The organism is Myxococcus sp. MH1 (assembly GCF_059738865.1).
This window is the reverse complement of the sequence record NZ_AP026947.1, coordinates 1205055-1230048: the sequence shown is the minus strand read 5'-3', so window position 1 is coordinate 1230048 and position 24994 is coordinate 1205055. Positions and strand designations below refer to the sequence as shown.

The 24994-nt window shown below is 72.2% G+C and carries 21 protein-coding genes; 9 read left to right on the top strand and 12 right to left on the bottom strand.

Annotated elements, in window-relative coordinates:
• The first annotated feature begins 3 nt into the window (after positions 1–3).
• From AC6JA9_RS05115 to AC6JA9_RS05095, 5 genes are all read left to right on the top strand, one after another.
• Positions 4–684 carry a hypothetical protein gene (locus AC6JA9_RS05115; RefSeq protein WP_497959189.1) on the top strand — a complete coding sequence of 227 codons (681 nt, stop codon included), beginning with the start codon at positions 4–6 and terminating at the stop codon, positions 682–684.
• Positions 685–779: 95 nt separating this feature from the next.
• A complete protein-coding gene (locus AC6JA9_RS05110; RefSeq protein WP_497959188.1) occupies positions 780–2597 on the top strand; it encodes a sigma 54-interacting transcriptional regulator in 1818 nt (605 codons plus the stop codon).
• Complete coding sequence (locus AC6JA9_RS05105; RefSeq protein ID WP_497959187.1) at positions 2594–7354, top strand: nSTAND1 domain-containing NTPase; 4761 nt, start codon at positions 2594–2596, stop codon at positions 7352–7354. The genes AC6JA9_RS05110 and AC6JA9_RS05105 overlap by 4 nt, the downstream gene beginning before the upstream one ends.
• 160 nt (positions 7355–7514) lie before the next feature.
• Positions 7515–9005, top strand: a complete 1491-nt coding sequence (locus AC6JA9_RS05100; RefSeq protein WP_223783581.1) for an ADYC domain-containing protein — start codon at positions 7515–7517, stop codon at positions 9003–9005.
• 35 nt (positions 9006–9040) lie between these two features.
• Complete coding sequence (locus AC6JA9_RS05095; protein WP_267698080.1) at positions 9041–10117, top strand: WD40/YVTN/BNR-like repeat-containing protein; 1077 nt, start codon at positions 9041–9043, stop codon at positions 10115–10117.
• Here AC6JA9_RS05095 and AC6JA9_RS05090 read toward each other — a convergent pair.
• The 11 genes from AC6JA9_RS05090 to AC6JA9_RS05040 all read right to left on the bottom strand — a co-directional run bounded on the left by AC6JA9_RS05090 (position 10080) and on the right by AC6JA9_RS05040 (position 20693).
• A complete protein-coding gene (locus AC6JA9_RS05090) occupies positions 10080–10979 on the bottom strand; it encodes a MerR family transcriptional regulator (protein WP_223783583.1) in 900 nt (299 codons plus the stop codon). The genes AC6JA9_RS05095 and AC6JA9_RS05090 overlap by 38 nt on opposite strands.
• A gap of 13 nt (positions 10980–10992) precedes the next feature.
• Positions 10993–11859, bottom strand: coding sequence for a MerR family transcriptional regulator (locus AC6JA9_RS05085; protein WP_223745973.1), 867 nt, complete (start codon positions 11857–11859; stop codon positions 10993–10995).
• A complete protein-coding gene (locus AC6JA9_RS05080; RefSeq protein WP_141330941.1) occupies positions 11856–12533 on the bottom strand; it encodes a lysophospholipid acyltransferase family protein in 678 nt (225 codons plus the stop codon). Before AC6JA9_RS05080 ends, AC6JA9_RS05085 begins: the two co-directional genes overlap by 4 nt.
• A complete protein-coding gene (locus AC6JA9_RS05075; protein ID WP_046711043.1) occupies positions 12530–12886 on the bottom strand; it encodes a lycopene cyclase domain-containing protein in 357 nt (118 codons plus the stop codon). The genes AC6JA9_RS05080 and AC6JA9_RS05075 overlap by 4 nt, the downstream gene beginning before the upstream one ends.
• Positions 12883–13263, bottom strand: coding sequence for a lycopene cyclase domain-containing protein (locus AC6JA9_RS05070; RefSeq protein WP_223745971.1), 381 nt, complete (start codon positions 13261–13263; stop codon positions 12883–12885). Before AC6JA9_RS05070 ends, AC6JA9_RS05075 begins: the two co-directional genes overlap by 4 nt.
• Positions 13260–14387: a glycosyltransferase family 2 protein gene (locus AC6JA9_RS05065; RefSeq protein ID WP_141330947.1), complete on the bottom strand. Its 1128-nt coding sequence runs from the start codon at positions 14385–14387 to the stop codon at positions 13260–13262. The genes AC6JA9_RS05070 and AC6JA9_RS05065 overlap by 4 nt, the downstream gene beginning before the upstream one ends.
• Positions 14388–14469: 82 nt before the next feature.
• Positions 14470–15393, bottom strand: coding sequence for a carotenoid 1,2-hydratase family protein (locus tag AC6JA9_RS05060; protein ID WP_141330961.1), 924 nt, complete (start codon positions 15391–15393; stop codon positions 14470–14472).
• Positions 15393–16850 (bottom strand): phytoene desaturase family protein, encoded by a 1458-nt coding sequence (locus tag AC6JA9_RS05055; protein ID WP_223745970.1) that lies wholly within the window; start codon positions 16848–16850, stop codon positions 15393–15395. Before AC6JA9_RS05055 ends, AC6JA9_RS05060 begins: the two co-directional genes overlap by 1 nt.
• A 180-nt stretch (positions 16851–17030) precedes the next feature.
• Positions 17031–18047, bottom strand: a complete 1017-nt coding sequence (locus tag AC6JA9_RS05050) for a phytoene/squalene synthase family protein (RefSeq protein WP_141330951.1) — start codon at positions 18045–18047, stop codon at positions 17031–17033.
• Complete coding sequence (locus AC6JA9_RS05045) at positions 18044–19600, bottom strand: phytoene desaturase family protein (protein ID WP_223745969.1); 1557 nt, start codon at positions 19598–19600, stop codon at positions 18044–18046. Before AC6JA9_RS05045 ends, AC6JA9_RS05050 begins: the two co-directional genes overlap by 4 nt.
• A gap of 7 nt (positions 19601–19607) precedes the next feature.
• Entirely contained in the window at positions 19608–20693 is a 1086-nt protein-coding gene (locus AC6JA9_RS05040) for a polyprenyl synthetase family protein (protein ID WP_141330955.1), read from the bottom strand.
• A 112-nt stretch (positions 20694–20805) separates the two neighbouring features.
• On the opposite strand from AC6JA9_RS05040, the gene AC6JA9_RS05035 reads away from it, so the two are divergent.
• From AC6JA9_RS05035 to AC6JA9_RS05020, 4 genes are all read left to right on the top strand, one after another.
• Positions 20806–21381, top strand: a complete 576-nt coding sequence (locus AC6JA9_RS05035) for a peroxiredoxin family protein (RefSeq protein ID WP_497959186.1) — start codon at positions 20806–20808, stop codon at positions 21379–21381.
• Positions 21378–22286 (top strand): TIGR01777 family oxidoreductase, encoded by a 909-nt coding sequence (locus AC6JA9_RS05030; protein WP_408888137.1) that lies wholly within the window; start codon positions 21378–21380, stop codon positions 22284–22286. The genes AC6JA9_RS05035 and AC6JA9_RS05030 overlap by 4 nt, the downstream gene beginning before the upstream one ends.
• Positions 22287–22361: 75 nt before the next feature.
• Positions 22362–23426 (top strand): alpha/beta hydrolase-fold protein, encoded by a 1065-nt coding sequence (locus AC6JA9_RS05025; RefSeq protein WP_497959185.1) that lies wholly within the window; start codon positions 22362–22364, stop codon positions 23424–23426.
• A 167-nt stretch (positions 23427–23593) separates the two neighbouring features.
• Positions 23594–24214, top strand: a complete 621-nt coding sequence (locus AC6JA9_RS05020) for a hypothetical protein (RefSeq protein WP_223745966.1) — start codon at positions 23594–23596, stop codon at positions 24212–24214.
• A gap of 137 nt (positions 24215–24351) precedes the next feature.
• Here the strand turns inward: AC6JA9_RS05020 and AC6JA9_RS05015 are convergent, their stop codons facing one another.
• Complete coding sequence (locus AC6JA9_RS05015; protein ID WP_223783586.1) at positions 24352–24984, bottom strand: hypothetical protein; 633 nt, start codon at positions 24982–24984, stop codon at positions 24352–24354.
• Between the last annotated feature and the right edge of the window lie 10 nt (positions 24985–24994).

Sequence of the window (24994 nt, the reverse complement as noted above, 5' to 3'; positions counted from 1 at the left end):
GCCATGTCCAAGGTCCGCTGGGGAGTGATGGGCTGGGCGGGAGCCGTCGTGCTCACCGCGGGAGTCTGGAGCTGGAAGGGGGAGGCGCCTGGGGGAGGCGCCGCGCCCGTGGAGGCCGCCGGGGCTTCCGCCAACACCCCAGCGGACCTGGAGCGGGAGGTGCGCGCGCTGCGCGCGGAGCTGGAGTCCTTGCGTCAACGACAGGGGCGTCTGGAGCAGCCGCCCTCCGCGGGCGCGTTGGAGCAGGGGGCCCCCCAGACGCGCGAGGACGCGCCAGCAGCGGAGGACTCCGCGCCCTCGCGGGAGGCGGCGATGGTGGTTCACGAGCAGCGGCGCCAGGAGCGGGTGCTGGAGCTGGAGGCGGAGCTGGAGGTGGCGATGAACACCGAGCCTCGGGACACGGCGTGGGCGGGGAGCACCGAGTCGCTCGTCACGGAGTCCTTCCGGGGGAAGGACTTCGCCGGCTCGCGGCTCACCCGCGTGGAGTGCCGCACCCACCTGTGCACGCTGGAGGTGGAGCACGAGGGCAGCGATGCCCAGGCGGAGCTGCTCATGTCGCTCTCCCGCGTGCCGGGCCTGCGCGGACAGACGGTGGTCCGCCCGCACAACGAAGGGGGCCGCGTGACGTCGCGCGTCTACCTGTCGCGCGCCGGTGAACGCCTGCCCATGACGCTGCGCCGGTGAGCAGGCTCCGGTTGGGTTTCATGTGGCTCCAGATTTCCAGGACGCACACGAGTTGCCCGAATCGACACGGGCGTGCCAGCATGGACGCCCGCTCGATGTCGTCCGCTCCGCCTCCCAGCGCCCGAGACACCCGTCCCCTCGGCTCCGGCCTGGAGTCCGCCGAGACGAGCGCCGCGTACCTGCTGGTGCTGGAGGGCGAGTCGTCGTGGCGCTTCCCCCTGCCCGCGGAGGGCGTGGTGCTGGTGGGGCGCGACGACAAGGCGGACCTGCGACTGAAGGACGAGAGCGTCTCGCGCCGACATGCGCGCATCCTCGTCACGGACGAGGGGCCGAGGGTGGTGGACCTGGGCAGCCAGAACGGGACGAGCCTCAACGGCCGGCCCATCGACGATGCCCGGCCGCTGTTGTCCGGGGACGTGGTCGCCTTCGGGGCGGTGGTGGCGGTGGTGCGCGCGCGGCATCGGCCCATGCCGGCGCGGCGCGCGTTGGACTCGGAGCGGTTGATGGGGCGGCTGCGCGAGGAGGTGGAGCGCGCGCTGCGGTATGGCCGGCCGCTGACGGTGCTGGCGCTCGCGCTCGGCGAGCCGGGGGGGCGCGAGCTGGTGGAGGCGGTGCTGACGTCGGAGGCGGGCCCGGCGGAGGCGGCGGGCTGGCTCGACGCGGGGCACCTGCTGTGGCTGTTGCCCGAGGTGGCCGGAGAGCCGGGTGAGGAGGGGTTGGGGGAGCGCGTGGAGGCGCTGCTGTCCGCGAGCCCTCGCGCTCGGCTGGGCGCGGCGACGTGTCCGTCGGATGGGTGTGACGCGGAGACGCTGGTGGCCGCGGCGCGCACGGCCGCGCAGACGGCGGCGCCGGGAGGCTTCGCGTCGGCGGCGGAGGGCGTCACGCGGCTGGCGCTGGCGGAGCGCGTGGTGCTGGTGGCGGACCCGGCGATGGCGCAGCTGTATGCGCTGCTGCGGAGGCTGGCGGCGAGCGAGCTGCCGGTGCTCATCCGCGGTGAGACGGGCGTGGGCAAGGAGAACGCCGCGTTCGCCGTGCACCATTGGTCCCGGCGTGCGGGTGGGCCCTTCGTTCCGGTCAACTGCGCGGCGCTGCCGGAGGGGCTGGTGGAGAGCGAGCTGTTCGGCCACGAGCGCGGCGCGTTCACCGGGGCGACCCATGCGCGCGTGGGGTTGTTGGAGAGCGCGCAGGGCGGCACGGTGTTCCTGGACGAGGTGGGCGAGCTGCCCGCGTCCGCGCAGGCCAAGCTGCTGCGCGCGCTGGAGGTGCGTCGCATCACCCGCGTGGGAGAGACGCGGGAGCGGCCCATCGACATCCGCGTGGTGGCGGCGACGCATCGGGATTTGGAGGCGGAGGTGGCGCAGGGGCGTTTCCGACAGGATTTGTACTTCCGGCTCGGCGCGGCCACGGTGCTGCTGCCGTCGCTGCGGGAGCGGCCTCGCGAGGTGCCGATGCTCGCGCGGGACTTCCTGGAGCGGGCGTGCGCGGCGCTCGGGCGCCCCGGGTTGGAGCTGGCGTCGGGGACGATGCATGCGCTGTCGCGGCATGGGTGGCCGGGCAACGTGCGCGAGCTGCGCAACCTGATGGACTACGTGGCCGCGGCGGTGACGGGGAACGTCGTGGAGCCGCACCATCTTCCGGCGCGCATGCTCGGCGGCGGACGGGGGGCGCCGGTGGGTGAGCCCGTGGCTCCCGAGGCGGCGCCCGTGGAGCTGTCCCGACGCGCGCGGTTGCCGCTGGCGCAGGAGATTCGCGAGCTGGAGCGTCGGCGGATGCAGGAGGCGCTGGAGGAGGCGGAGGGTGTGCAGACGCGCGCGGCGGCGCTGATTGGGATGCCCATCCGGACGTTCTCGTTCAAGTTGAAGCAGCTCGGACTCCAACCGCGGGCCCCGCGCCGGGGCCCACCGACGGGATGAGCACTCCGCCCGGGCTGCTGGAGCCGCCCCGCGAGTTCGAGGAGTACCAGGTGCTCCGGCCGCTCGGACGCGGGGCGATGGGACAGGTGTTCCTGGCGCGCGACACCCTGCTGGACCGGCTGGTGGCGGTGAAGTTCATCGCGACGCCGGCGGGGCGGTTGCCGGACGCGGGGGCCCGGGCGCGCTTCTTCCAGGAGGCCCGGGCGATTGCGCGCCTGCAGCACCCCAACGTGGTGGCCATCCACCGCGTGGGCGAGGTGCGCGGACAGCCCTATCTCGTGTCCGAGCTCATCCGGGGCGAGACGCTGGACACGCTGAGTCTGCCGGTCGAGGGGAGACGGCTGCTGGCGCTCGCCATCGGACTGGCGCGCGGGCTCGCGGCCGCGCATCGCCGAGGCGTCCTGCATCGGGACCTCAAGCCCGCCAATGCCATCCTCTCCGAGGACGGTGAGGTGAAGCTGCTCGACTTCGGGCTGGCGGAGGCGTGGTCGGGGGACAGGCGTTCGTACAGCGTGGCGCAGGAGGGGCCGCGCGCGACGCCGGATACGGACCGGGGAACAGGCTCCGAGCAGGGCACGCGCGTCGAGTCGACACGGGACGAGCGCCGTCACCTCGACTCGGACCGCGCTGTGCGCAAGCCGGAGGTGGAGACACGGCCGATGGCTCCGGCGGAGCCTCACGAGGGAGTACCGGCGTCGGTGATGGAGACGCGGGCTCCGGGCCTCGACTCGCCCGGGCAGCCCGCGATGAGTCCTGGCTTCGTCGAGCCGGAGCATCCTGGGAAGACGCGGGACCTCGGCACGCCAGCACATCCGTCGATGACGGTGGGACTCGATGCGCCGGCAGTATCTGCTCGCCCCTCGGAGCGCGAGACAGCTCCGGGACGCGGAGGGTTCGAGCATCCGCCAGCGGCGTTCGGCGTTGCGCCAGGCTTCGGCGAGCGAGTCGCTGAGTCACCGCGTCGCGTGATGAGCCCGGGCCTCGGCGCGCCAATGCAGCCCGCGAGCCCTGGCGACGACTCGGCGCCTGGAGGAGCCAGGGACGGGGTCGCTCCCGTGCATCGCGCGCCGCAGCTCACCGTGCCCGGTACGCCGCTCTATCTCGCGCCCGAGCTCTGGCGCGGCGAGCCCGCCAGTCGCGCCACCGACATCTACGCGATGGGCGTCATGCTGCACGAGCTGTGTACAGGCAGCGCACCCCATCAACACGTGCCCCTCGCGGAGCTGGGCCGCGCCGTGACAGCCGAGCGCCCACCGCTGCTCGAGGGACAACGGCTCGACCTGCCGGCGGGGTTTGCCTCCGTCGTGGACCGATGTCTCGCGCTGGAAGCAGACCAGCGCTTCGACTCCGGCGATGCGCTCCGGGAGGCCCTCGAAGCCCTGTCCCTTCCCGTGCAGGCGACGCCCCTGCCCTCCGGCAATCCCTATCGCGGACTGCGCGCCTTCGAGGCCGAGCACCGCGCGGTCTTCTTCGGCCGCGAAGCGGAGCTGCGTGAGGTGATGGACCGCCTGCGTGGCGAGCGCTTCGTATTGCTCGCGGGTGACTCCGGCGTCGGCAAGTCCTCACTGTGTCGCGCGGGCGTCCTCCCCGCGCTCACCGACCCCGGGAGTGACACGTCGTGGGACATCGTCTCGTGGACACCTGGACGGCGCCCCCTGGAGTCATTGGCGGTCGCGCTCGCACCGATACTCGATGAGAGCCCGGATGCACTGCTGTCACAGGTGGCCGACGAGGAGCCGGGCGCCCTGGCTCGCGCGCTGCGCAGACGCCGCAGGAGCGCCCATCCGGTGCTCCTGTTCATCGACCAACTCGAGGAGTTCGTCACCTTCTCCGAGCTGACGCAGGCCACCCGACTCGCCGAGGAGCTGGCGCTCGCGCTGCACCGGGTGCCTCGCATCCGGGTGCTGGCCACCGCGCGGAGCGACTGTCTCACCCGACTGGTGGCCCTGCCGGGACTGGGCGACGAGCTGCCTCGCGCGCTCTACCTCGTTCGCGCACTGACGGAGCGCGGACTGCGCGACGCTGTCGAAGGGCCCGCGCGTGCGCTCGGCGTGGCCTTCGAGTCCACCGAGCTGGTCGATGCGCTCGTCACCTCCGCCACGCGCGCCGAGGGGGGACTGCCGTCATTGCAGTTCGTCCTGGAGGCCCTGTGGGAGGCACGCGACGTCTCGCGCGGCATCATCCCGATGGCGGCGCTGACCGCGCTCGGCGGCGTGGAGGGCGCGCTGGCCCGGCACGCGGACGCGGTGGTGGACCGGCTGAGACCCGAGCAGCGACCTCGGGCGCGGGAGCTGCTCCTCGAGCTGGTCACCTCCGAGGGGACCCGGCTGCGTCGCACCCGTGACGAGCTGCTCCGCGGGCCCGACGATGACACCGGTCGCGCGGTGCTGGACGGGCTCGTGCGCGGTCGACTGCTCACGGCGAGCGAGGCGGAGAGTGGCGAGGGCGTGTACACGCTCGCGCACGAGAGCCTGCTGACCCACTGGGACACGCTGCGCGGATGGCTGGGACAGGACGAACAGCATCGCGCCGTCCGCCACCGGCTCGCGCGCGCGGCGGCGGAGTGGGAGCGACTGGGACGTCCCTCGGAGTTGCTCTACGCGGAGCGACAGCTCTCCGAGGCCGCTGCCGCGAACGTCCTTCCCGGAGCCGCCCTCCAGCAGGACTTCCTCGCGCGCTCCAGGCAGGTGGTGCGCCACCGCCGCGTCGCCCGCTGGGCGGTGGCCATCGTCGCGCCGCTCGCCCTGCTGGCGGTGGTGGCCGTCACCCGGGTCCAGTCACGCGCGCAGCTCGACGCACGCATCTCCCAACACCTGAGCGAAGCACGGCGACATCACGACGAAGCACGCGCGAAGGATGCGCGAGCCCAGCAGATGAGACAGGACGCCTTCACCCTGTTCGACACGCCGGGCCCCCAGAATCGCGAGGCCGCCGAGGCGCTGTGGACACAGGTCCAGGAGGAAGAGCAGGCAGTGGAGACGCTCAGCCTCCGAGCGCAGGCCGCGCTCGAGACGGCGTGGGGACTGGACCCGGGAAGCACCCGGTTGAACGAGCTGCTCGCGGACCTGCTCGCGGAGCGCGTGGAGCGTGCGGACCGTCAGCGCCAGCCCGAGGTGCGTGCGCAGCTCCTCGCACGGCTCGCCGCCTATGACACCGGAGGACAGCGACAGCGGCGGCTCGATGCGCCCGCGCGAATCTCCCTCATCACGTCGCCTCCAGGCGCACGGGTGACCTTGCTGGATGCACGCGCTGGCTCCACATCGACACCGAGTGCGGAGCCCGCGAGCGAAGCGAACATCGCTACAGTCAGCACGCGGTCAACGGCAGACAACGCGAACCTCGCGCCTCCTGCCTCGACACCGAGCATGGAGAGCCCGCGGCAGGCTTCCGCGAGCGATACGAACATCGCTCCGGTCGGCACGCAGCCAACGGCAGACAACGCGGACCTCGCGCCTCCTGCCTCGACACTGAGCATGCAAAGCCCGCGGCAGGCCTCCGCGAGCGATACGAACATCGCGCCAGTCGGCACGCGGCCGACGGCAGACAAGGCGCACCTCGCGCCTCCTGCTTCGACGCCAAGCACGGAGAGCCCGCGGCAGGCTTCCGCGAGCGATACGAACATCGCTCCGGTCGGCACGCAGCCAACGGCAGACAACGCGGACCTCGCGCCTCCTGCTTCGACGCCAGGCACGGAGAGCCAGGCGCAGGGCTCCGCGAGCGAGTCGAACATCGCCGCGCGGTCTGGCCCCGCGGGCGCACCGCCGAATCAGTCCGCCACCACACTCCTCGGCCAGACACCGCTGAGAGACCTCTCGCTCCCCGCGGGCTCGCACCTGCTCCTCATCGAAGCGCCCGGCCGCGTCCCCGTGCGCGTCCCCGTCCTCCTGCGCCCGGGTGAATCCTTCTCCCAGGAACTCACCCTGCCGGAGCCCCCCCAGGTCCCCGAGGGCTTCGTCTACATCCCGCCCGGCCGCTTCCTGCAAGGCGCGTCCGAGAGCGAGTACCTGCGCCGCGCCTTCTTCTTCGCCCCACCCCTCCACGAAGTCGAGACCGGCGCGTACCTCATCGCCCGTCACGAGGTGACCTTCGGCGACTACATCGCCTTCCTCGAGACCCTCTCCCCCGAGGAGCGCGCCGCGCGCATGCCGGGCTCCCGGCGCCGGCTCACCGTGGTGGACCTGACCCGCGAACCCGATGGCCGCTGGCGCCTCAACCTGCGCCCCGCCTCCGCCAGCTACAGCGTCCTCGACGGCGAGCCCCTCCGCTATGGCAAGCGCACCCGCCGCGCCGAGCAGGACTGGCTGCGCTTTCCCGTGTCCGCCATCTCCTTCGAGGACGCCCTCGCCTACGTCGCCTGGCTGGACCACACCGGCCGCGTCCCCGGCGCCCGCGTCTGCACCGAGCACGAATGGGAGCGCGCCGCCCGAGGCGCCGACGGCCGCCGCTACCCCTCCGGCGACTGGCTCTCCCCCGACGACGCCAACCACGACGTCACCTACGGCCGCGAGCCCTGGGGCTTCGGCCCCGACGAAGTGGGGAGCCACCCCGGTTCTCGCAGTCCCTTCGGCGTGGATGACCTCGCCGGCAACGTCTGGGAATGGACCCGCTCCAGCGTGGACCCCACCAAGCCCTCCGCCCAGGGCGGCAGCTGGTACCAGAGCGACCTCACCGCCCACTCCGCCAACCGGGACCGCGTCGAGCCCACCCAACGCGAGGCCCTCACTGGCCTGCGCGTGTGCGCCACCCCTCGGCCCTGAGGCCCGGACGGCAAGCCTCGCCCGACCCCGGCAAGTCTTGCCGGCAGCCCTTGCCACCCCGACCCCGTGACGCACCGTGTGTCCCCTGCCCCGTCCATGGCATGCCGGATGCTCCACCGCGCCGCGTCTGGATGGATTGAACGAACCCGAGGTCCCTCGCATGAGCGCCGTCTCGCGATTGCTGTCATCCGCGCTGTGTCTGTGTCTGCTCGCCGCCTGCGAGCCCCTGCCCCCCCAGGAAGCCTCCCCCCAGCTCTCCGTCCAGGACTTCCGCGCCGACGGCGACGACTCCCACTCCCAGGGGACCCAGCTCCACGGCACGAGCATCGGCTCGTTCTTCTACGACCCCGCCACCGTCCTCTTCGAGAACGTCCGCCGCCCCGCGCTGCTGCGAATCTTCCGCGGAGAGCTCGCGGCGAAGATGCCGCTCGCCGTCTCGGGCACCACCGCCAGCCTCAGCCCCTGCTTCCTGCGCGCCGAGTCGGGAGCGGCGCGCACCTGCGGCTTCACCGTGAAGGGCCAGGGCGTGTGCACTCCGGACACCGTCGTCACGCTCGACAGCGGCGAGTGCGCGGGCACCACCGGGAGCTGCACCGGTCGCCCCGTCCTGCGCGTCTGCGCGGGGGAGAAGCCCTGTGAGCACGCGCGCCAGGGCTACCTCGGCTCGTCCGAGGGCATCGTGAAGCCCGACCCCAGCTGTCCCCTCGAATGTCCCTCGGTGCGCTTCACCTGTCCCAAGAGCGGCATCTTCACCGTGCTCGCGGGGCCCTACCTCCCGGGGCAGCCCTGGAGCGCCTCGCCGAGGGCCAGCGGCGGCCGCTTCCCCGCGGAGCACAAGGAGCTGCGCGGCAAGCAGCTCATCGGCACGCAGCTGCGCAGCCTCTCGACGGCGCACTACAACTCCACGATTGAAGTCGTGGACGCCGTCAACGCCAACCAGGTCACCATCCCCGAGTCCCCCGGCATCTGGGACGCCACCGGCGCCACCTTCCTCTACCGCGTGCAGGTGACGCCCCCGTCCGGAACCACCGTCGACCTGTGCACGACGGGCGCGAATCCCGCCGTGGGCTGGGCCTGGGCCGTGCCCCTGGAGGGCTACTTCAACGCGAGCGGCGCGCGCCAGGAGACTCCCAACAGCTTCACCCTCGGCTGCGACCCGGGCGTGCTCGCCAAGTGCTACCGCTGGGGCTACAAGCCCTGGCTCGACGGCGCCTCGCCGGGCGCGGTGACGAAGGCCCACTGGGCCTGCACCCGCATGGCCCGCGCGGACTACTGCGGCAACGGCACGCCCTTCACCCAGGACGGCACCCCCATCCAGCCATGGGACGCCCTGACGCCCAACATCATCACCGCGCCAGAGGCGGGCGGCAGCTCCGACATGAAGTTCGAGGCGGGGTGGGACACGAACGGCCCCGCGTGCCTGAGCCACTGGCGCTGGAAGCACCTGCAGGCCGGGTGCGTGGAGCTGCAGCCCCCCATCGAGGACTCCGAGGGCAACGTCATCAACGACTGCCGCGACCCCAACAACGTCTCGACCGCGTCCAAGTGCTCGCCCATCTGCGACAACGCGCAGGAGGCGGCCCAGCGCTACCAGAGCGTCGTCTTCAACAACTCCCAATCCAACGAATCGCTGGCCCCGCCCCAGCCGTGAGCTAGCCTCCCGTCCTCACGAGGAGGACTTCAGGGATGATGACGGGAGCCATCTTTCTGGCCGCGATGCTGTCGGTGGGGAGCGCGGGCATGCGGTGGGAGACCCAGCCGAGCCTCACCTCCGTGAGGCTGCGCGGCGTCAGCGCCGTCGACGCCCGCGTGGCCTGGGCCAGCGGAGACCAGGGCACCTTCGTGCGCACCACGGATGGAGGCCAGACGTGGAGGCCGGGCAAGGTGCCGGGCGCGGAGGCGCTGGACTTCCGGGACGTGGACGCCTTCAGCGCCACCACCGCGTACCTGCTCTCCATCGGCGAGGGCGACAAGTCCCGCATCTACAAGACGGAGGACGGCGGCGAGACGTGGCGGCTGCAGTTCACCAACACCACGCCCGGCGCCTTCTTCGACGGCATGGCCTTCTGGGACGAGCGCCACGGCGTGGCCTTCAGCGACCCGGTGCAGGGCCGCTTCCTCGTCATCACCACCTCCGATGGCGGCGCCACCTGGACCCCCTTCCCCGCGGAGGCCCTCCCGCCCGCGCTGCCGGGCGAGGCGGGCTTCGCGGCCAGCGGCACCAGCATCACCGTGCGAGCCCCCCGGCAGGCGTGGTTCGGCCTGGGCGGCAAGGCGGCCCGCGTGGTGCGCACCGCCGACGGCGGCAAGACCTGGAGCGTGGCGACCACGCCCCTGGCCACGGGCGACGGCGGCGGCATCTTCTCGCTGCTCTTCTGGAGCGAGCACGAGGGCATCGCCGTGGGCGGCAACCACCAGCGTCCCACGGACGCCACCGGCAACCTGGCCCTCACGAAGGACGGGGGCAGGACGTGGACGGTGCCCCCGGGAACACGGCCCGCAGGCTATCGCTCGTGCGTCGCGCAGGTGCACGGCGCGCCGGGCCCCACGCTCGTCACCGTGGGCCCGTCCGGCTCGGAGCTGTCCGTGGACGGCGCGCGCACGTGGATGCCCCTGGGCTCCACCGGCTTCCACGCCGTCTCCACCTCGCGCTCGGGCAACCGCGTCTGGGCCGTGGGGGAGGCGGGCCTCATCGCCACGCTCCAACGCGCGCGGCCGTCCCGGGCTAACCCACCAGCCGCGCCCAGTCGCCCTCGGCGCTGAACAGCCGGGCGCCCAGCCGGTCCACCAGGTCCGCGTGGGCCACCGCCGCGGCGCCGCCCACCCAGACGGGGATGCCCGGGGGCAGCTCGCGCAGGACCTGGGTGAGCGTGGCCTCGAACACGGCCTCGCCGGGGTTGTTCACCGCCGACAGCCCCACCACGTCCGGACGCAGCCGCGTCACCGCACGGCCCAGGTCCACGGCGGGCACGCGCTGGCCCAGCAGCGTCACCCGGTGGCCCGCGTGGCGCAGGCGCAGGGCCACGGCGAGCAGGCCCAACTCGTGCTCCTCCTCCGGGAGGCACGCGAGCAGCGCGTGCTTGCGCCCCCCCTGCGGCGCCGCATGCAGCAGGCTCACCAGCCGCGCGCGCACCACCTGCGTCACCAGGTGCTCCTGCGCCACCGTCAGCGTGCCCCGGTGCCAGCGCTCGCCCACCTCGCGCTGGAGGGGGGCCAGCACGCCCTCGAAGGCCTTGAGGGGGGGCAGCGCGGACAGCACCTCGTCCACCACCGCGGACACGCCGCCCTGGTCATACGCCTCGGCCGCCAGCAGGGCCGCGTCACGCCAGAAGTCCAGCCCCGAGCCCGAGGTCAGCGGGTCCTCCCCGGAGGCCACGCTCGCCGCGTCCAGCTCGGCGAGCAGTTGCGGCAGCATCTTCGCCGCCTCGCTGATGGCCACGCCCTCGTCGGTGAGCTTCTTCAGGCGCTTGAGCAGCGCCACGTCCCGCTCCGTGTAGACGCGGTAGCCGGCGGGCGTGCGCAGCGGCTGGAGCACGCCGTAGCGCCGCTCCCAGGCGCGGATGAGCTCCACCCGAACCCCGGACAGCTCGGCCGCGACGTGGATTCGGTAGGTGCGCTCGGCCATGGGGGCGGACGGTTCAGGGGCGATTCTGCGCGGTCCGCACCTGGTTCCAGAGGGCTATCAACTCCTGCGACGACTCGGCGAACTGCGCCCCGAGCGTGAAGACGGTCTTCAGGTGCTCGCGCGCGCCGGGCCCTCCTACCACGACCGACGAGAGGGCGCAGGCCTGCAGCGCCTCGGACAGCACCGTGAGGAACTCCTCCGGCGACCGCCCGTGGACGAAGGACAGCGCCACCAGGTCCGGCCGCACCTGCTCGCACGCCACGCGCAGGGCCTCGGCGGGGGTGTCCGCGCCCAGGAACGTGGTGCGCCAGCCCTTGCGCTTGAGCTGCACGGCCAGGCCCAACAGCCCCCCCTCGTGCGAGTCCCCCCGGGGACACGCCAGCAGCACCCGGGGCCCGCCGGCCGTGGTCTCCAGGCTGGAGAGCACCTGGCGCAGCCGCTGGCGGAGGTAGCCCGAGGCCAGGTGCTCGCGCGCCACGTCCACCCGCGTGGCCATCTCGCGCAACAGCGGCATGAGGAAGCCGTCGCAGTACGTGTCCACGTCCATGGAGCGCTGGGCCTCGTCCAGCACGCGCGACAGCTCGTCCTCGTCCAGCAGCATCGCGGCGCTCCAGAAGCGCTCCTGCAGCCGCTCCGCGCCGGGCATCGTCTTGAGCGGCGAGGACACCACCTGGGCGATGGCCTCGCTCACCGCCAGACCGTCCAGCTGGATGAGGCGGACGACGCGGCGGACGGCCTCCACCTCCTCGCGCGAGTACACGCGGTAGTTGTTGCCCTCGCTGCGAAGCGGCCGGGGGAAGCCGTAGCGGCGCTCCCACGCGCGCAGCGTCGCCTCGCGGACGCCCGTCAGGCGGGAGATGGTGCGGATGCGCAACATCATGCTTGGACTCCCCGGGCCGCGTCCCACCGCTCGGCCACGCCCCGCGCGCCGGACACCTTGCGCGTGAAGCCCTCCAGGCTCGTCGTCGTCATGAGCCGCTTCACCACCGTCTCCAGGCCTGTCTGGAAGACGGACAGCGGTCCGGGTGGATGCGGCGTGCCCACCTCCAACAACACGTCCGGCAGCTCGTGCTCGAAGAAGGCGTAGCGCACGCCGATGGGCACGCACTCCACCTTCGCCACCCGCGCCAGCATCTCCACGCCGCGCTCCAGCCGCAGGGGCAGCTCGCCGAAGGGACGGTGCTCGCCTTCGGGGAAGACATACAGCGCCGCGCGCGGGCGGCGCAGCAGCTCCTTGGCGTAGCGCAGCGACTCGATGGAGGACATCGCGTCCTTGCGGCGGATACTGAAGGCGCCGATGCGCGCGAGGAAGCGGTAGCGCCGCAGGTTCTCCTCGTCCATGAGGCAGTACGCGTCCCACCCCGCCACGCGCGACAGCTGGTGCAGCATGAAGCCGTCCCACCAGTTGGTGTGGTTCAGGTACACCAGCCGCCCCGGCCCGGACGCCGGCAGCTCGCCGCGCACCCACAGCCCCCGGAACGCCGAGCGGAACTTCCACCCGATGTACCGGTCGAGCGCCCACCCGAAGGGGCCTCCCTTGGCCGCGGGAATCACGGCGAGCGCGCCTCCTTCTTCCAGACGAGCTCCGCCAGCCCCGTGAACAGGGCCAGCCCCAGCGACACCAGGACGCTGGTGATGACGAAGAAGAGCACCTCTTCCAGCGGGACGAGGCCCAGGTAGATGCCCAGGTGCTTGCCCTCGCCGAAGTTCCAGATGCCGGTGGAGATGGCCAGGTGGTCGGCCACCGCCAGGTACAGGCCCAGGATGAAGGCCGGCGGCAGCACCGCGCGCAGCACCGCGCCCGAGCGCTCCTTGTAGTGGCGCACGAGCACCACCAGCTGGAACGCGATGAGGGGCAGCGTCCACGCGAGCAGGTGGATGAGGTAGGCCCAGCGAGACTCCATCATGGCGACACCTCGCTCGGGGACAGCGCGCGCTCGGACGGCGCCGCGGCGGGGGCCTTCGTCTCGGCGGACGGAGCCTCCAGCGCGCGGGCCAGGCGGGCGCGGGCCCACAGGCCCACCAGCAGCGTCTGGAGGCCGAAGAAGAGGTACTCCTCCAGGGGCAGGTAGCCCAGCTTGATGCCCCAGATGCGCTCGGCGTCGAAGCCCCACAGGCCCCACTTCACGGCCAGGTTGTCCCACGGGGACGTGGCCGCGTAGACGACGATGAGGAGCATCCCCATGGGCGCCAGCGACCTGGCGGAGAAGGTCCGCCGGTAGCGCCAGAGTTGGATGAGGATGGGCAGTACGACGAACAGCCCGAGGAAACGTGCGTAGGTCATCCGGGTCCTCCCGTCAGCTCTGGCGACACGCGGACCATGCGGCCACCGCGCAAGAGGGTGTACGTCCGTCCGCGCCACGTCACCGTCCCCTGCCGGCCCAGTGAAACGGCGAAGGCCGCCAGGAGCAAGACTTCTCCCAGCAGCCAGTCCGTCCAGGCGCGGCCGCGTCCTGGGACGGGCCCCTGGGGCGCTCCGAGCACCCCGAGCCGGTGCGCCAGCGCCGCGCGCACGGCGACCAGCAGCGCCACGGCGGCGGACAACGCGGGCGAGCCCAGCAGCGCCGCGCACAGCACCAGCGGCACGGTGGGCGTGAAGAGCAGCGGCACGGTGGGGTACAGGCCGGGCCGGTGGCTCGCGAGCACGCGCATCCATCGCGTGAAGCGGGACAGGGGGATGTCCCACGAGCCCACCTCGCCCAGCGGCACCACGGCGGGAGCGGCGCTCAGCGCCACGTCGAGCCCGCGCGCGTGCAGGCGCTTGGACAACTCCAGGTCCTCGCCGATGTGGTCGGCCAGGGACTCGAGCGAGGCCCGGGCCTCGGCGGACAGGCCCAGGGCCTTGCCGCACACGGCCGGGGCGCCGGCGCTCATCGCGTGCAGCGCGAGGAAGCTGTGGTGCGTGTAGCGCAGCAGGCCCGCCATCGCGCGGCCCGCGCCGTCGCGCGCATCCACGGGGGTGGGCGCGGCGGTGCTCAGCGCGGCGCCGGCGAGCAGCGGAGCCACCAGCCCCTCCACCAGCGCGCCCGTCACCGCGACATCCGCGTCCACGGCGAGCACCACGCGCCCCTCGATGGGGAGGACCGAGAGCGCGTAGAGGAGGTGGCCCACCTTGCGGTTCGGGGTGAGCGGGTCGCTCGGCAGCCAGCGCACGTCCGGGCCGAGGCGCGGACGGTAGGGCGAGACGACCACCTGCTCCAGCTCACCCGCGAAGTCGATGGGGAGCGCGAGATTCTCCAGCTCGCGCGGAGTCGGCGCGTCGACGGGACGAAGCAGGAGCACGCGGGCCGTCGAGGGGGCTCGCGCCGCGCGACCTGTCCGCATGCGCAGGAGCCGCACGAGCGTCACCGCGCTGAAGCCCGTGGCGAGCACCGTCCACCCCAGGACCAGGAGCACCGGCACACTCATGCCGCCCTCCCGGAGCACGCGTGGCGCGTGGGCGTCATCGCGCTGAAGGCCGAGGCGAGCCTCATCCACCCCATCGGCACACTCATGCCGCCCTCCCCAGGCGCGTGCGGAAGTGGGCCATCCACCGGATGAAGGGCGAGTGGAACCGGCGGAAGTCCGCCACCTCGCCCATGCAGTCCAGCGCGCCCTTGCGAGCCTCCAGTCGCGCATAGAAGGGCGAGGACTCCAACAGCCGCGCCTGCCCCACCACCGTGTTGCCCGACTCCAGGCGCGAGGGCACGCGAAGGCCCCAGCCGGTGATGACCGTGGGCCGGGCTTGAGGCTCCTCGCCACGCTCGCAGCGCACACCGCTGGAACAGGCCGTCATCCGCAGCGGGGCCACGCCATCCGGCAGGTGGTAGTCCACCACCGTCGTGTCCTCGCGGTGCGTGCGCGCCCAGTGCCAGCCGGCGAGCCGCGCGCCCAGCAACTCCTCACCGTGATTCGTGTCGTGGTACCCCAGCCCCTCCGCCGTCACGCCGAGCGAGGACACCTCCAGCTTCGCCTTGGCGCGCGGCGCCAGGGCCTGCCAGTAGTGCGGCAGCTCGGGCATCAACCGCACCACCTCGCCCATGGGCGTCAGCGGCTCCAACGTGAGGCGCGCGCTGACGGGCCGTCCCCACGGCGCCGTCCAGTCGTCCACCTCCATCCGCACCGCGCCGTCCTCGCCGTACGTCAGCGTCGAGCGGCCGATGCGCAGCCGCCCCGGCGACTCCATCTGCGCGTGCGGATACTCGCTGAGCACCCACAGACGACGCACGCCCTCGTGGTACAGCGCGAAGTTCACCGCGCTGTACTCCATGGGTCGTCCGCCTCGACGCGCCGCCACCGAGTACCGGGGCGAGAAGAGCGAGCCCAGCATGAAGATGCACACCGCGCTGAACGGACCCGCCGTCACGTCCGCGTAGAACCAGCGATAGGCCCCCGCCTCGCCGGGCAGCGCCGGAATGTCTCGCAAGGTGTTCATCATCCGCCCCTCCGCAGATGCGCGGAGGCCATCTCCGCGGCGAAGCGGCCGGACAGCATCACCAGGGGCACCCCACCGCCCGGGTGTGTGCCGCCGCCCGCGAAGAACAGGCCCGGCGTGTTGCCCCGGATGCGAGGACGCCGGAAGGGCCCCAGCTTGCCGTGGGGCAGGAAGCCGTAGATGGAGCCCCCCGGAGCGCCCTGCGCCGCCAGGTCCACCGGCGAGCGCTGGCCGATGACACGCACCCGCCCCCGGAGCTCCGGGTGGTGCGCGAACAGCTTCTCGAACATCTGCGCCTTCACCCGCTCGCCGTGCTGCTCCCACTCGCGCGCGCTGGTCTCCAGCGCCCCAGGGCCGCCTGACAACGGCGGCGCGTTCACCATGACGAACAGGCCCGTGCGGCCCACGGGGGCCATCGTGGGGTCCGTCGCGGACGGGTTGCAGAAGTACACCGTCGGGTCCGACGCGAGCTGCCCGCTGAACAGCTCCCTGAACTCGCGCGGGTAGTCGCTGCCGAAGAGCACCGCGTGGTGCGGCAGCGGGAGTCGTCCCTCCACGTCCAGCAGCAGCACGAAGCCGGAGAGCGCCAGCGCCTCGCCCTCGCGCCGCAGCGACTCCAGCGGGTCCGCGTTCACCACCACGCCGTCGAACAGCGCGCCGTCCTCCTCCGGGCCCACGCGGTAGCCCTCGTGCGTGCGCTCGAAGCGGGCCCGCGTCCGCAGGTGCACCGTGACGCCCAGCCTGCGCACCGCGCGTCCCAGCGCGTCCACGAGCGCGCCCACGCCACCGCGCGCATGGTGGACACCGTAGGCGTGCTCGATGTGAGGAATCAGCGCGAAGGCCGCGCTCGCCTCGTACGGCGACGCGCCCGCGTAGGTGGCGAAGCGCCCCACGTACTGTTGCAGGTGCTCGGTGCGCAGGTGCTTCACCGCCAGGGCGTGCAGCGACGACAGCTGCATGCCCGCGAGCACCGCGCCGATGCCCCGCTTCGCCACGCGGCCCATGAAGCCGGCCATGCCCTCGAAGGGCGCCTCCAGGTAGGGCTCACCCGCGGCGGCCCAGATGGCGGCGGCCTCCGCGTAGAAGCCGCGGATGCCTCGACGCTCCGAGGGCTTCACGTCCCCCGCGCTGTCCGCGGTGCGCTCCACGTCCTTGTACGCGGTGAACGAGCACCCATCCGAGAAGCGATAGGAGCACTGCGGCTCCAGCTCCGTGAGCGGAGGCAGGAGGTCCATCGCGCCCAGCTGCTCGAAGGTGCCACGCACCAGGTCCGGCAGCGTCAACAGCGTGGGCCCGGTGTCCAGCGTCACGCCGTCCACGGTGACCGCCTGCGCCTTGCCGCCCAGTGACGCGCTGCCCTCGAACAGCGTCACCGCGTGGCCCTCCTTCGCCAGGAGCCCCGCGGCGGTGAGCCCGCCGATGCCTCCACCGATGACGGCGACCCGGGAGGCCCTCATGACCGCGCCTCCGGGCACTCGCGAACGCACGGGGTCTCCGCGGCGTCACCACCCTGCATCGCGCGGAGGCCATGCCCCCCTCGCCGCGGCTCCAAACGTCCGCGAGCACGTACGTCCCCCATGGCGTCATCGCCCCGCTTCGCGTGGAAGCCGGGGCACCCCCGCCTCCGAACACACGCATCAGCCATGGTGTCGGCCCCCCGCCTCGCTCGGCAGCAACGGCACGCGCGCCTCGCCGAGGGGCGCGGGCAGCACACTCATGGGACGCAGGAACGTCGCGGCGGCCAGTGACAGCTTGCGGCCCGTCGGCACGAAGGCGCGCGAGCTGAACACGTCGTAGTCGCGCACCTCAATCTCCCGGAGGATGTCGCCATAGATGGCGCCCATCAGCCGCACCATGCGCTGACTGCCGAACCCGGTGAGCGAGGGCACCCCCTGCGCCGCGCGCGCGTAGTACACGCGGGCCCGCGCCACCTGGAAGCGCATGAAGTCCCGCCACCGCGCGTCCACCTTCCCGCGGTGCAGGTCCTCCTCGGACAGCCCGAAGTGCGCCAGCTCCCGCGCGGGCAGGTACACGCGGCCGCGCTCCAGGTCCTCGCGCACGTCGCGCAGGATGTTGGTGAGCTGCATGCCCCGGCCCAGGTCCGCCGCCGGCTGCAGCGCCGACACGTCCGAGCACCCGAGCACCGGCGTCAACATCAACCCCACCACGCCCGCCACGCGGTAGCAGTAGAGGTCCAGCTCCTCCCACGTCTCGTAGCGGTTCTTCGTCAGGTCCATCTCCATGCCGGAGATGAGGTCCTGGAACGGCTGCTCCGGAATCCGGTAGAGCCGCACCGTGTGCGCCAGCGCCGCGAACTCCCCCGCGTCCCACGGCGAGCGCGCCGCCACACCCGCCACCCGGTCATTCGGGGGCCCCAGCTCGCGCGAGGCCAGCTCCGGCATGGGCACGTACAGCTCCGCCACCATGCGTCGGGCCCGGTCCAACCGCACCGCGAGCTCCTCGCCGTCGGGCCCCGCCTCATCCACCAGGTCATCCAGCCGCCGGCAGAACGCATACAGCGCGAACGCCGCCTTCCGGCGCTGACCGAACAACAGATACGAGGCGAAGAAGAAGCTCTTGGCGTGATGCCGCGTCACCCGCCGGGCCAGCCAGTATCCCCGACGCACCAGCGCCTTCTCGTCGGTCGTGCTCATGCCGCCACCTCCGCCGCCACCGACTTCGCCGGGTCCGCGCGCGGGGACAACTTCACCCCGCGGTCACGAGCCCACGACATCAGCCGCTCGGTGACGAGCCGCGCGGAGATGAGCACCGTGGGCAGCCCCGTGCCCGGCTGCGTGGACGCACCGACGAAGAAGAGGTTCTTCACCCGCGCGTCCTGGTTGGACGGCCGGAACGGACCAATCTGCAGGAAGTTCTGCGCCAGTCCGAACGCGCTGCCCTTGGCCAGGTTGAACGTGCCCGCCCAGTCGTCGGGAGTGAAGACACGCTCCACCTCGATGTCCGACTCCAGGTCCGGATGGCCCAGCTCGGCCAGGCGCGCGAACACCTTGGCGCGCACCTTGGGGCCCTCCACCTTCCAGTCGAGCGACGGGTGCTGGTGCGGCACGGGCACCAGGACATAGAGCGAGTCCTTGCCCTCGGGCGCGAGCGACGAATCCGTGCGCGTGGGCGCGTTGACGTAGAAGCTCGGGTCGTCCGGCACGCGGAAGCGCTGGAAGATGTCGTCGAACGAGCCCTTGTAGTCGTGGCCGAAGACCACGTTGTGGTGCCCCAGCTCCGGGTACTTCCGGCGCATCCCCAGGTAGAGCATGTAGCCACTGGACGTGTAGCGCAGCGACTCGCGGCGCTTGAGCGTGGTGGCCTCCGGGTCCAGCAGCTTCTCGTACGCGTAGGGCAGGTCCGCGTTGCACAGCACCGCGTCCGCCTCCAGCACCTCGCCACCCTCCAGCCTCACGCCGGTGGTGCGGCCGCCCTCCGTGAGGATGCGCTCCACGGGGGTGCCGTAGTGGAAGCGCACGCCCTCCTCGAGCGCCAGCTTCTCCAGCGCCTGCGGAATCGCATACAGGCCCCCCTTGGGGAACCAGATGCCCACGCCCAGCTCGGTGAAGGGCAGCAGTCCATACACCGCGGGCGACTCGAAGGGAGACACGCCCAGGTACATGGTCTGGAAGGTCATCGCCGCGCGCAGCCGGTCGTCCTTGAAGTAGCGGCTGACGTCCGGGTACATGCGCCGATGCGCGCGCACCTGGAGGATGCGGGCGAGCACGCGCGGGGACAGGTAGTCGGTGATGCCCTCGTAGTTGCGGCCCACCAGGTGGTCCAGGCTCGTGCGGTACTGGACACGCCCCTGGGCGAGGAAGGCGAGGTAGCGCGCGTAGCTGCCCGGCTCCACCCGCTCCAGCTCGCGCCCCATGGCGCACAGCTCGGAGGTGAAGGTGACGTCCGAGCCGTCGCGGAAGTGCACCCGGTAGTTGGGCTCGCACTTGAGCAGCGTCAGGTAGTCCTCGATTCGCCGACCGAGCGCGCGGAAGGTCTCCTCGAACACCTCCGGCATCAGCACGATGGTGGGACCGATGTCCCAGGTGAACCCCTCCACCCGCAGCCGGTTGCAGCGACCTCCCGGCCCCACCGTCTTCTCGACGACGCGCACGTCGAAGCCCTGGTGCGCCAGCCGCGCCGCCGCGGCCAGGCCTCCGACTCCGGCGCCCACCACCACCACGCGTCTGCCCTGGATTCGCGAGCTCATGAGGTCCTCAGGCGATGCGATGGGCCAGCCGCGCGATGAGCGCGTCCAACAGGTCCCGGGCCCCGTTGGGGTTGGGCAGCGAGTGCAAGGCGCGCCGGGCCGCGTGGGAGCCGCGCGTCACCAACCGCTCGCACGCCTCACGGCCGCCGTACTCCTCCACCAGCGTCCGGGCACGCGCCAGGGCGCGCGCGTCCTTGAGCGACTCGGGCAGCGACCAGAGCAGCTCCAACTCCTCGCGGGCCCTCGGCGGGGCGCGCACATAGGCCGCCAGCACCGGGAAGGTGCGCTTGCCCTGCATGAAGTCACCGTCCGCCGCCTTGCCCGCGACGCTCGAGTCACCGAAGAGCCCGATGAGGTCGTCCTTCAGCTGGTAGGCCAGGCCCACCTGACGGCCCACGCGCTCGAGCCCCGCCACCAGCTCGGGGCTGGCGCCGCCCAGCATGGCGCCGCAGACGAGCGGCGCGCAGAAGCCGTAGCGCGCCGTCTTGAGGTAGGCCACGCGCAGCGTCTGGAACAGCGACACCTGCGACAGCGGCGCGCCGCCCAGCGCCAGGTCCAGGTACTGGCCCGCCGCCGTGTGACGGCACACCGACAGGTAGTAGCGCACCACCCTCGCCACGCCCGGCAGGCCCGACTCCAGCATGGCCTCCAGCGAGCGCGCGAAGAGGTGGTCGCCCACCACCACCGCCAGGTCCTCGCCGCCGCGCCCCGGCGCCAGGAGGTGGTGCAGCGCCGCGCCGCCCCGCCGCAGGTGCGCCCGGTCCGCCACGTCATCATGGATGAGCAGGAAGGTGTGCAGCAGCTCCAGCCCCGCCGCGAAGCGCCACAGCTCGCCCGGCACCACCGGCGTGCCCTTCGCCAGACAGTGCCCCGCCATCACCAGCGCCGGCCGCACCCGCTTGGCCGGCCTGAGGGCGTACGTGCGCGCCTGCGCCATGGCCCACGTCCAGCGCGCGTCCAGGCGGGCCTCGTCCGGCAGGTCGAACAGCTCGCCCAACGACGTCTCCACCTGTGCCTGCACGAGCTTCAGCCAGGCCTGCTCCAGGGGAAGCTCGCCCGACATCGGCTGTACAGCGGGACGGGGAAGGGCCATCGGTTGATCCTCCGGATTCAGGCGGCTGCTGCTGAGAGGTAACGTTTGCGTCCAGGCCTTGTCAAGGCTATGTCCATGGTTTGTATCAACCTTGTCCACCAGGGGTCACCTCATGAAGACGTGGATCACCGGCACACTGGCGGCCGCCCTGCTTTCCCAGGGAGCCCTCGCGTCCAACCTTCCGGACGGTCCGCAGGACGCGACGTTACGAACCTCGAGCGGAGAAGAGGTGCGTCTCTCTCGCTGGCGTGGAAAACCGGTAATTCTCTTCTATGAGGACAAGGACTCCACGAAGCTCAACGCGGGGCTGAAGGAGGAGCTCTTCGCGCGGGGCAAGGAGCGCAACCTGTTGGGGGCGGCCACGGTGGTGGCGGTGGCCAACCTCATGAAGTTCGACTTCTTTCCCGCTCGGCAGATTGCCCTCTCCTACGTCCGGGACGAGGAGAAGAAGGTGGGCGTGCCCATCCTGGTGGACCTGAAAGGAGCCATGGGCGAGGCGCCGTGGATGCTGCCGCTGAAGACCTCCAACGTGCTGCTGCTGGATGCACAGGGAGTGTTGGTCTACCGACACTCGGGGAAGATGAAGCCGGAGGAGCAGACGGCCTTCTTCGAGTCGCTCAGCAAGCTGGTGGGGGTGGACCTGACGACGCCGGTGGCCGCGCCGGCCGCCCCGGGAGCCACCCCATGAAGGTGGCGGTGACGGGGGCCACGGGGTTCCTGGGCCCGGGACTTGTCCAGGGTTTGTTGAGTCATGGCCATCAGGTCCAGGTGCTCACGCGGGACGTGGCCCGGGCGCTGGAGCGGCTGCCCGCGGGGGTGACGGGGGCGGTGTTCGACGGGCGGACGGCGATGGCGCCCGAGGCGCTCGCGGGCGTGGACGCGGTGGTGCACCTGGCGGGCGAGCCGGTGGCGCAGCGGTGGACGAAGGACGCGAAGCAGCGCATCCACGACAGCCGGGTGCAGGGCACGCGGGTGCTGGTGGACGCGATGAAGGCCGCGGGCACGGTGAAGCGCTTCGTGTCCACGTCAGCCATCGGCTACTACGGCGGCGCTCGCGAGGCGCAGGCCCTGACGGAGGACAGCGCCCCCGGCGACGACTTCCTCGCGCGGGTGTGCGTGGCGTGGGAGGCCCAGGCGCTCCGGGCGCGCGAGGAGGCGGGGATTCCCACGGCGGTGGTGCGCATGGGCATGGTGCTGCATCCGGACGGCGGCGCGCTGCACAAGATGCTGCCGCCGTTCCGCTTGGGCGCCGGAGGGCCGGTGGGCAGCGGCAAGCAGTACGTGAGCTGGATTCACCTGGACGACGCGCGGGCGCTCCTCCAGTTCGCGCTGGCGCACCCGGAGCTGGAGGGGCCGGTGAACGCCACCGCGCCGGAGCCGGTGACGAACACGGCCTTCGCTCACGCGCTGGGCCACGCGCTGGGGCGCCCCAGCGTGATGCATGTCCCGGCCTTCATGGTGAAGGCGGCGCTGGGGGAGATGTCCAAGGTGGTGCTCGAGGGCCAGCGGGTGTTGCCCGCGCGAGCCCGGGCGGCGGGCTTCGCGTTCGGCTTCCCGGAGCTGGAAGGCGCGCTGAAGCAGCTGCTCGGCTGAGCGACGAAGCCCGGGCGCTCGCGTGGGTGACTCGGGCTAGAAACAGCGGCGGGAACTGCCTAGGAGCGACGCGGGATGGATGCCAGGGAGCTGGAAGCGCGAGCGCGAGCGGAAGGGACACCCGTCATCATCGGCGACACCGCCACCTTCGTGTGGCGCGGGCGCGGGCCCGTCTTCGTCCAGGGGGACTTCCAGGACTGGAAGGGCGAGCCGCTGCCGCTGGAGCGCGCGGGCCCTGGCCTCTGGACGCGCTCGCTGGCGCTGCCCCGGGACGCCTATGTGGAGTACGCGCTGTTCGACGCGAAGGGCCGTCGGGTGCGGGACGACTTCAACGCGCGCGTCTGTGACAACAGCTTCGGTGAGAGCAACCACGTCTTCTACATGCCCGACGGCGGGCCCGCCCTCCCCTCGCGCAGGCCCCGAGGTCTTCCCCGAGGCCGCGTCACCCGGCACCGCGTGGACATGTCCGACACGGGCCTGACGGGCCAGCGCACCGTGCACCTGTATGCCCCGCCGACGAAGGGGCCCGTGCCGCTGGTGGTGGTGCTCGACGGCGAGGAGTACCTGCGCCGCGTGCGGCTGCCGGAGCTGGTGGACACGCTCATCGCCGATGGCCGCATGAGCCCCGTCGCCCTCGCGCTCGTCTCCCACGGCGGCCCCATGCGCGACGTGGAGTACACGTGCAGCGAGTACACGGTGGGCCTGTTGGTGTGGAAGGTGCTGCCCCTGGCCCGCGAGCACCTGTCCCTGGTGGACGAGCGCCACCACCCGGGCGCCCATGGGGTGCTGGGCTCGTCCCTGGGCGGACTGATGTCGCTCTTCATCGGCCTGCGCGCGCCGGAGACCTTCGGGCGGGTGCTGTCCCAGTCGGGCGCCTTCGTGGTGGAAAACCACGAGTTCGTCGTCTTCGACCTGGCGCGGCAGGTGCCCCGCCGCCCGTTGGAGGTGTGGATGAGCTGCGGCCGGTTCGAGGGGCTGCTGGAGGGAAACCAGCGCATCACCCCCCTGCTGAGGGCCAGCGGCCACCGGGTGGAGGACCGGGAGTACAGCGGAGGTCACAACTACACGGCCTGGCGGGATGACGTGGTGCGTGGGCTGGAGTGCCTGTTCCCTCCCACCCCCGCCGCCAAACGCCGGTAGTTGCTGAACGAATTGGATTGTCTACCGGTGGTCATTCGACTCGCGCACAGTCGACGGAGGATCCACCTTCGGGCTGGACGCAACTGGCGCCGGGGGCGTCCGATAACTTCCCTGAGACTTCCCGGAGCCATGTCAGCACCGGCTCGCAGTCTTCCTGGAGCGCACGCATGTCGCGCATTGATGGTGGAAACCGTTCGTCGTCGCCGAAGAGCTCCGTGCCGGAGCGCTCCAGCACGGAGCGGGCGGATTCCGCCGCCAACAAGGGCGCGCAGCAGAACCCCGGAAAGAAGGACGCCCAGGCAACTCGCGCGGTGAGTCCGTTCCAGGGGCGCAGCGACTTCGAGCCGGACCGCCGTCCGACGCCTCGCGCCACGCCGGCGGTGGCGCTGGGGGGGGGGCCGCTGACGCCCGCCTCCTCCGAGGCCTCGGCCATCGCCGGTGCGGACGCGGAGCTGGAGCTGCTCTCGGAGTTCTCCGACGCGGACGCGCAGGGCGGCATGGCCTCCGCGATGCTGCACGCGCACGCGGACGAGCCCGCCTCGCAGGCCCGCATCGTCGAGCGGCTGAAGCAGGATGGCCGGCTGGAGTCGCTCTTCGGCGAGGTGTTCCGCGAGGGCAACCCGTACGTCGAGCAGCCGCACCGGGCCGCCGTCGTCCGCGCGCTCGACACCGCGATGGCGCGGGGCACGGTGACGAGCGACGACCTGCGCTCGTTCACCCGCGGCGCCTACGCGCAGGAGTGGCGGCAGATCGGCTCCGAGCTGTCCGCTCCGGACGCGAAGCCGTAGTCCCACGGGCGAGGGGCCATCGCCCCTCCGAGCCGCGACGGTGGCGATGAGCGCACGCCGAGCGGCGGGGCATGCCCGGCGGACCGCGGCGCTCCTCGAGAATCAGCGCTGGGCGCGGACGAAGCGCCAGCCCCGACTCAGGCCCCGAGCCGTCCGACGAGCGCGCCGCGAACCGCGTTGGACACCGCGCGCGCCTGCTTCGTGAGCTCCTCGGGCAGCCAGTAGTAGAGCAGCCTGCCGCCCGTCTCGACCTGGGCGCGGACGAAGCGCATGCCCTGGGCCTGCGCGTGCTCCTGGCTCGCGGGCAGGCACTGCTTGCACAGGCACGGCAGGGCCGAGCCCTCCTGGTGCGCGGTGAGATTGAGGGGGCCTGCGCCCGCGCTGGAGAGGAGCAGCTCCACGTCCCCGGCGGTGAGCGTGCGCGGCGTCTGGAGCGACATGCCCAGCGCGCCCTTCGCGGCCTGGATTCCCTTGCCGGACTCGAAGCGCAGCTTGGGGATGGCGGTGGTGACGTCGGTGATGGGCACGCGGTTCTTGCGGCCCACCCAGCCGTCGTCATCCAGGGACAGCCCTTCGAGCACGGCGACGAGCCACAGGGCCTCGTCCGGGGGACGCACGGTGACGAGGAAGAGGCGACCGCCATTCTCGAGCGGCGCCAGGTGCTTGCTCTGACTGCGATAGCGGTCCGTGGGGAGCACCTTGCCGGGAGACAGACCGACGGCCTCCTTCTCGAAAATCGCCTTGCTGATGATGGCCAGCATGTCGGGCATGTCCGCAGTG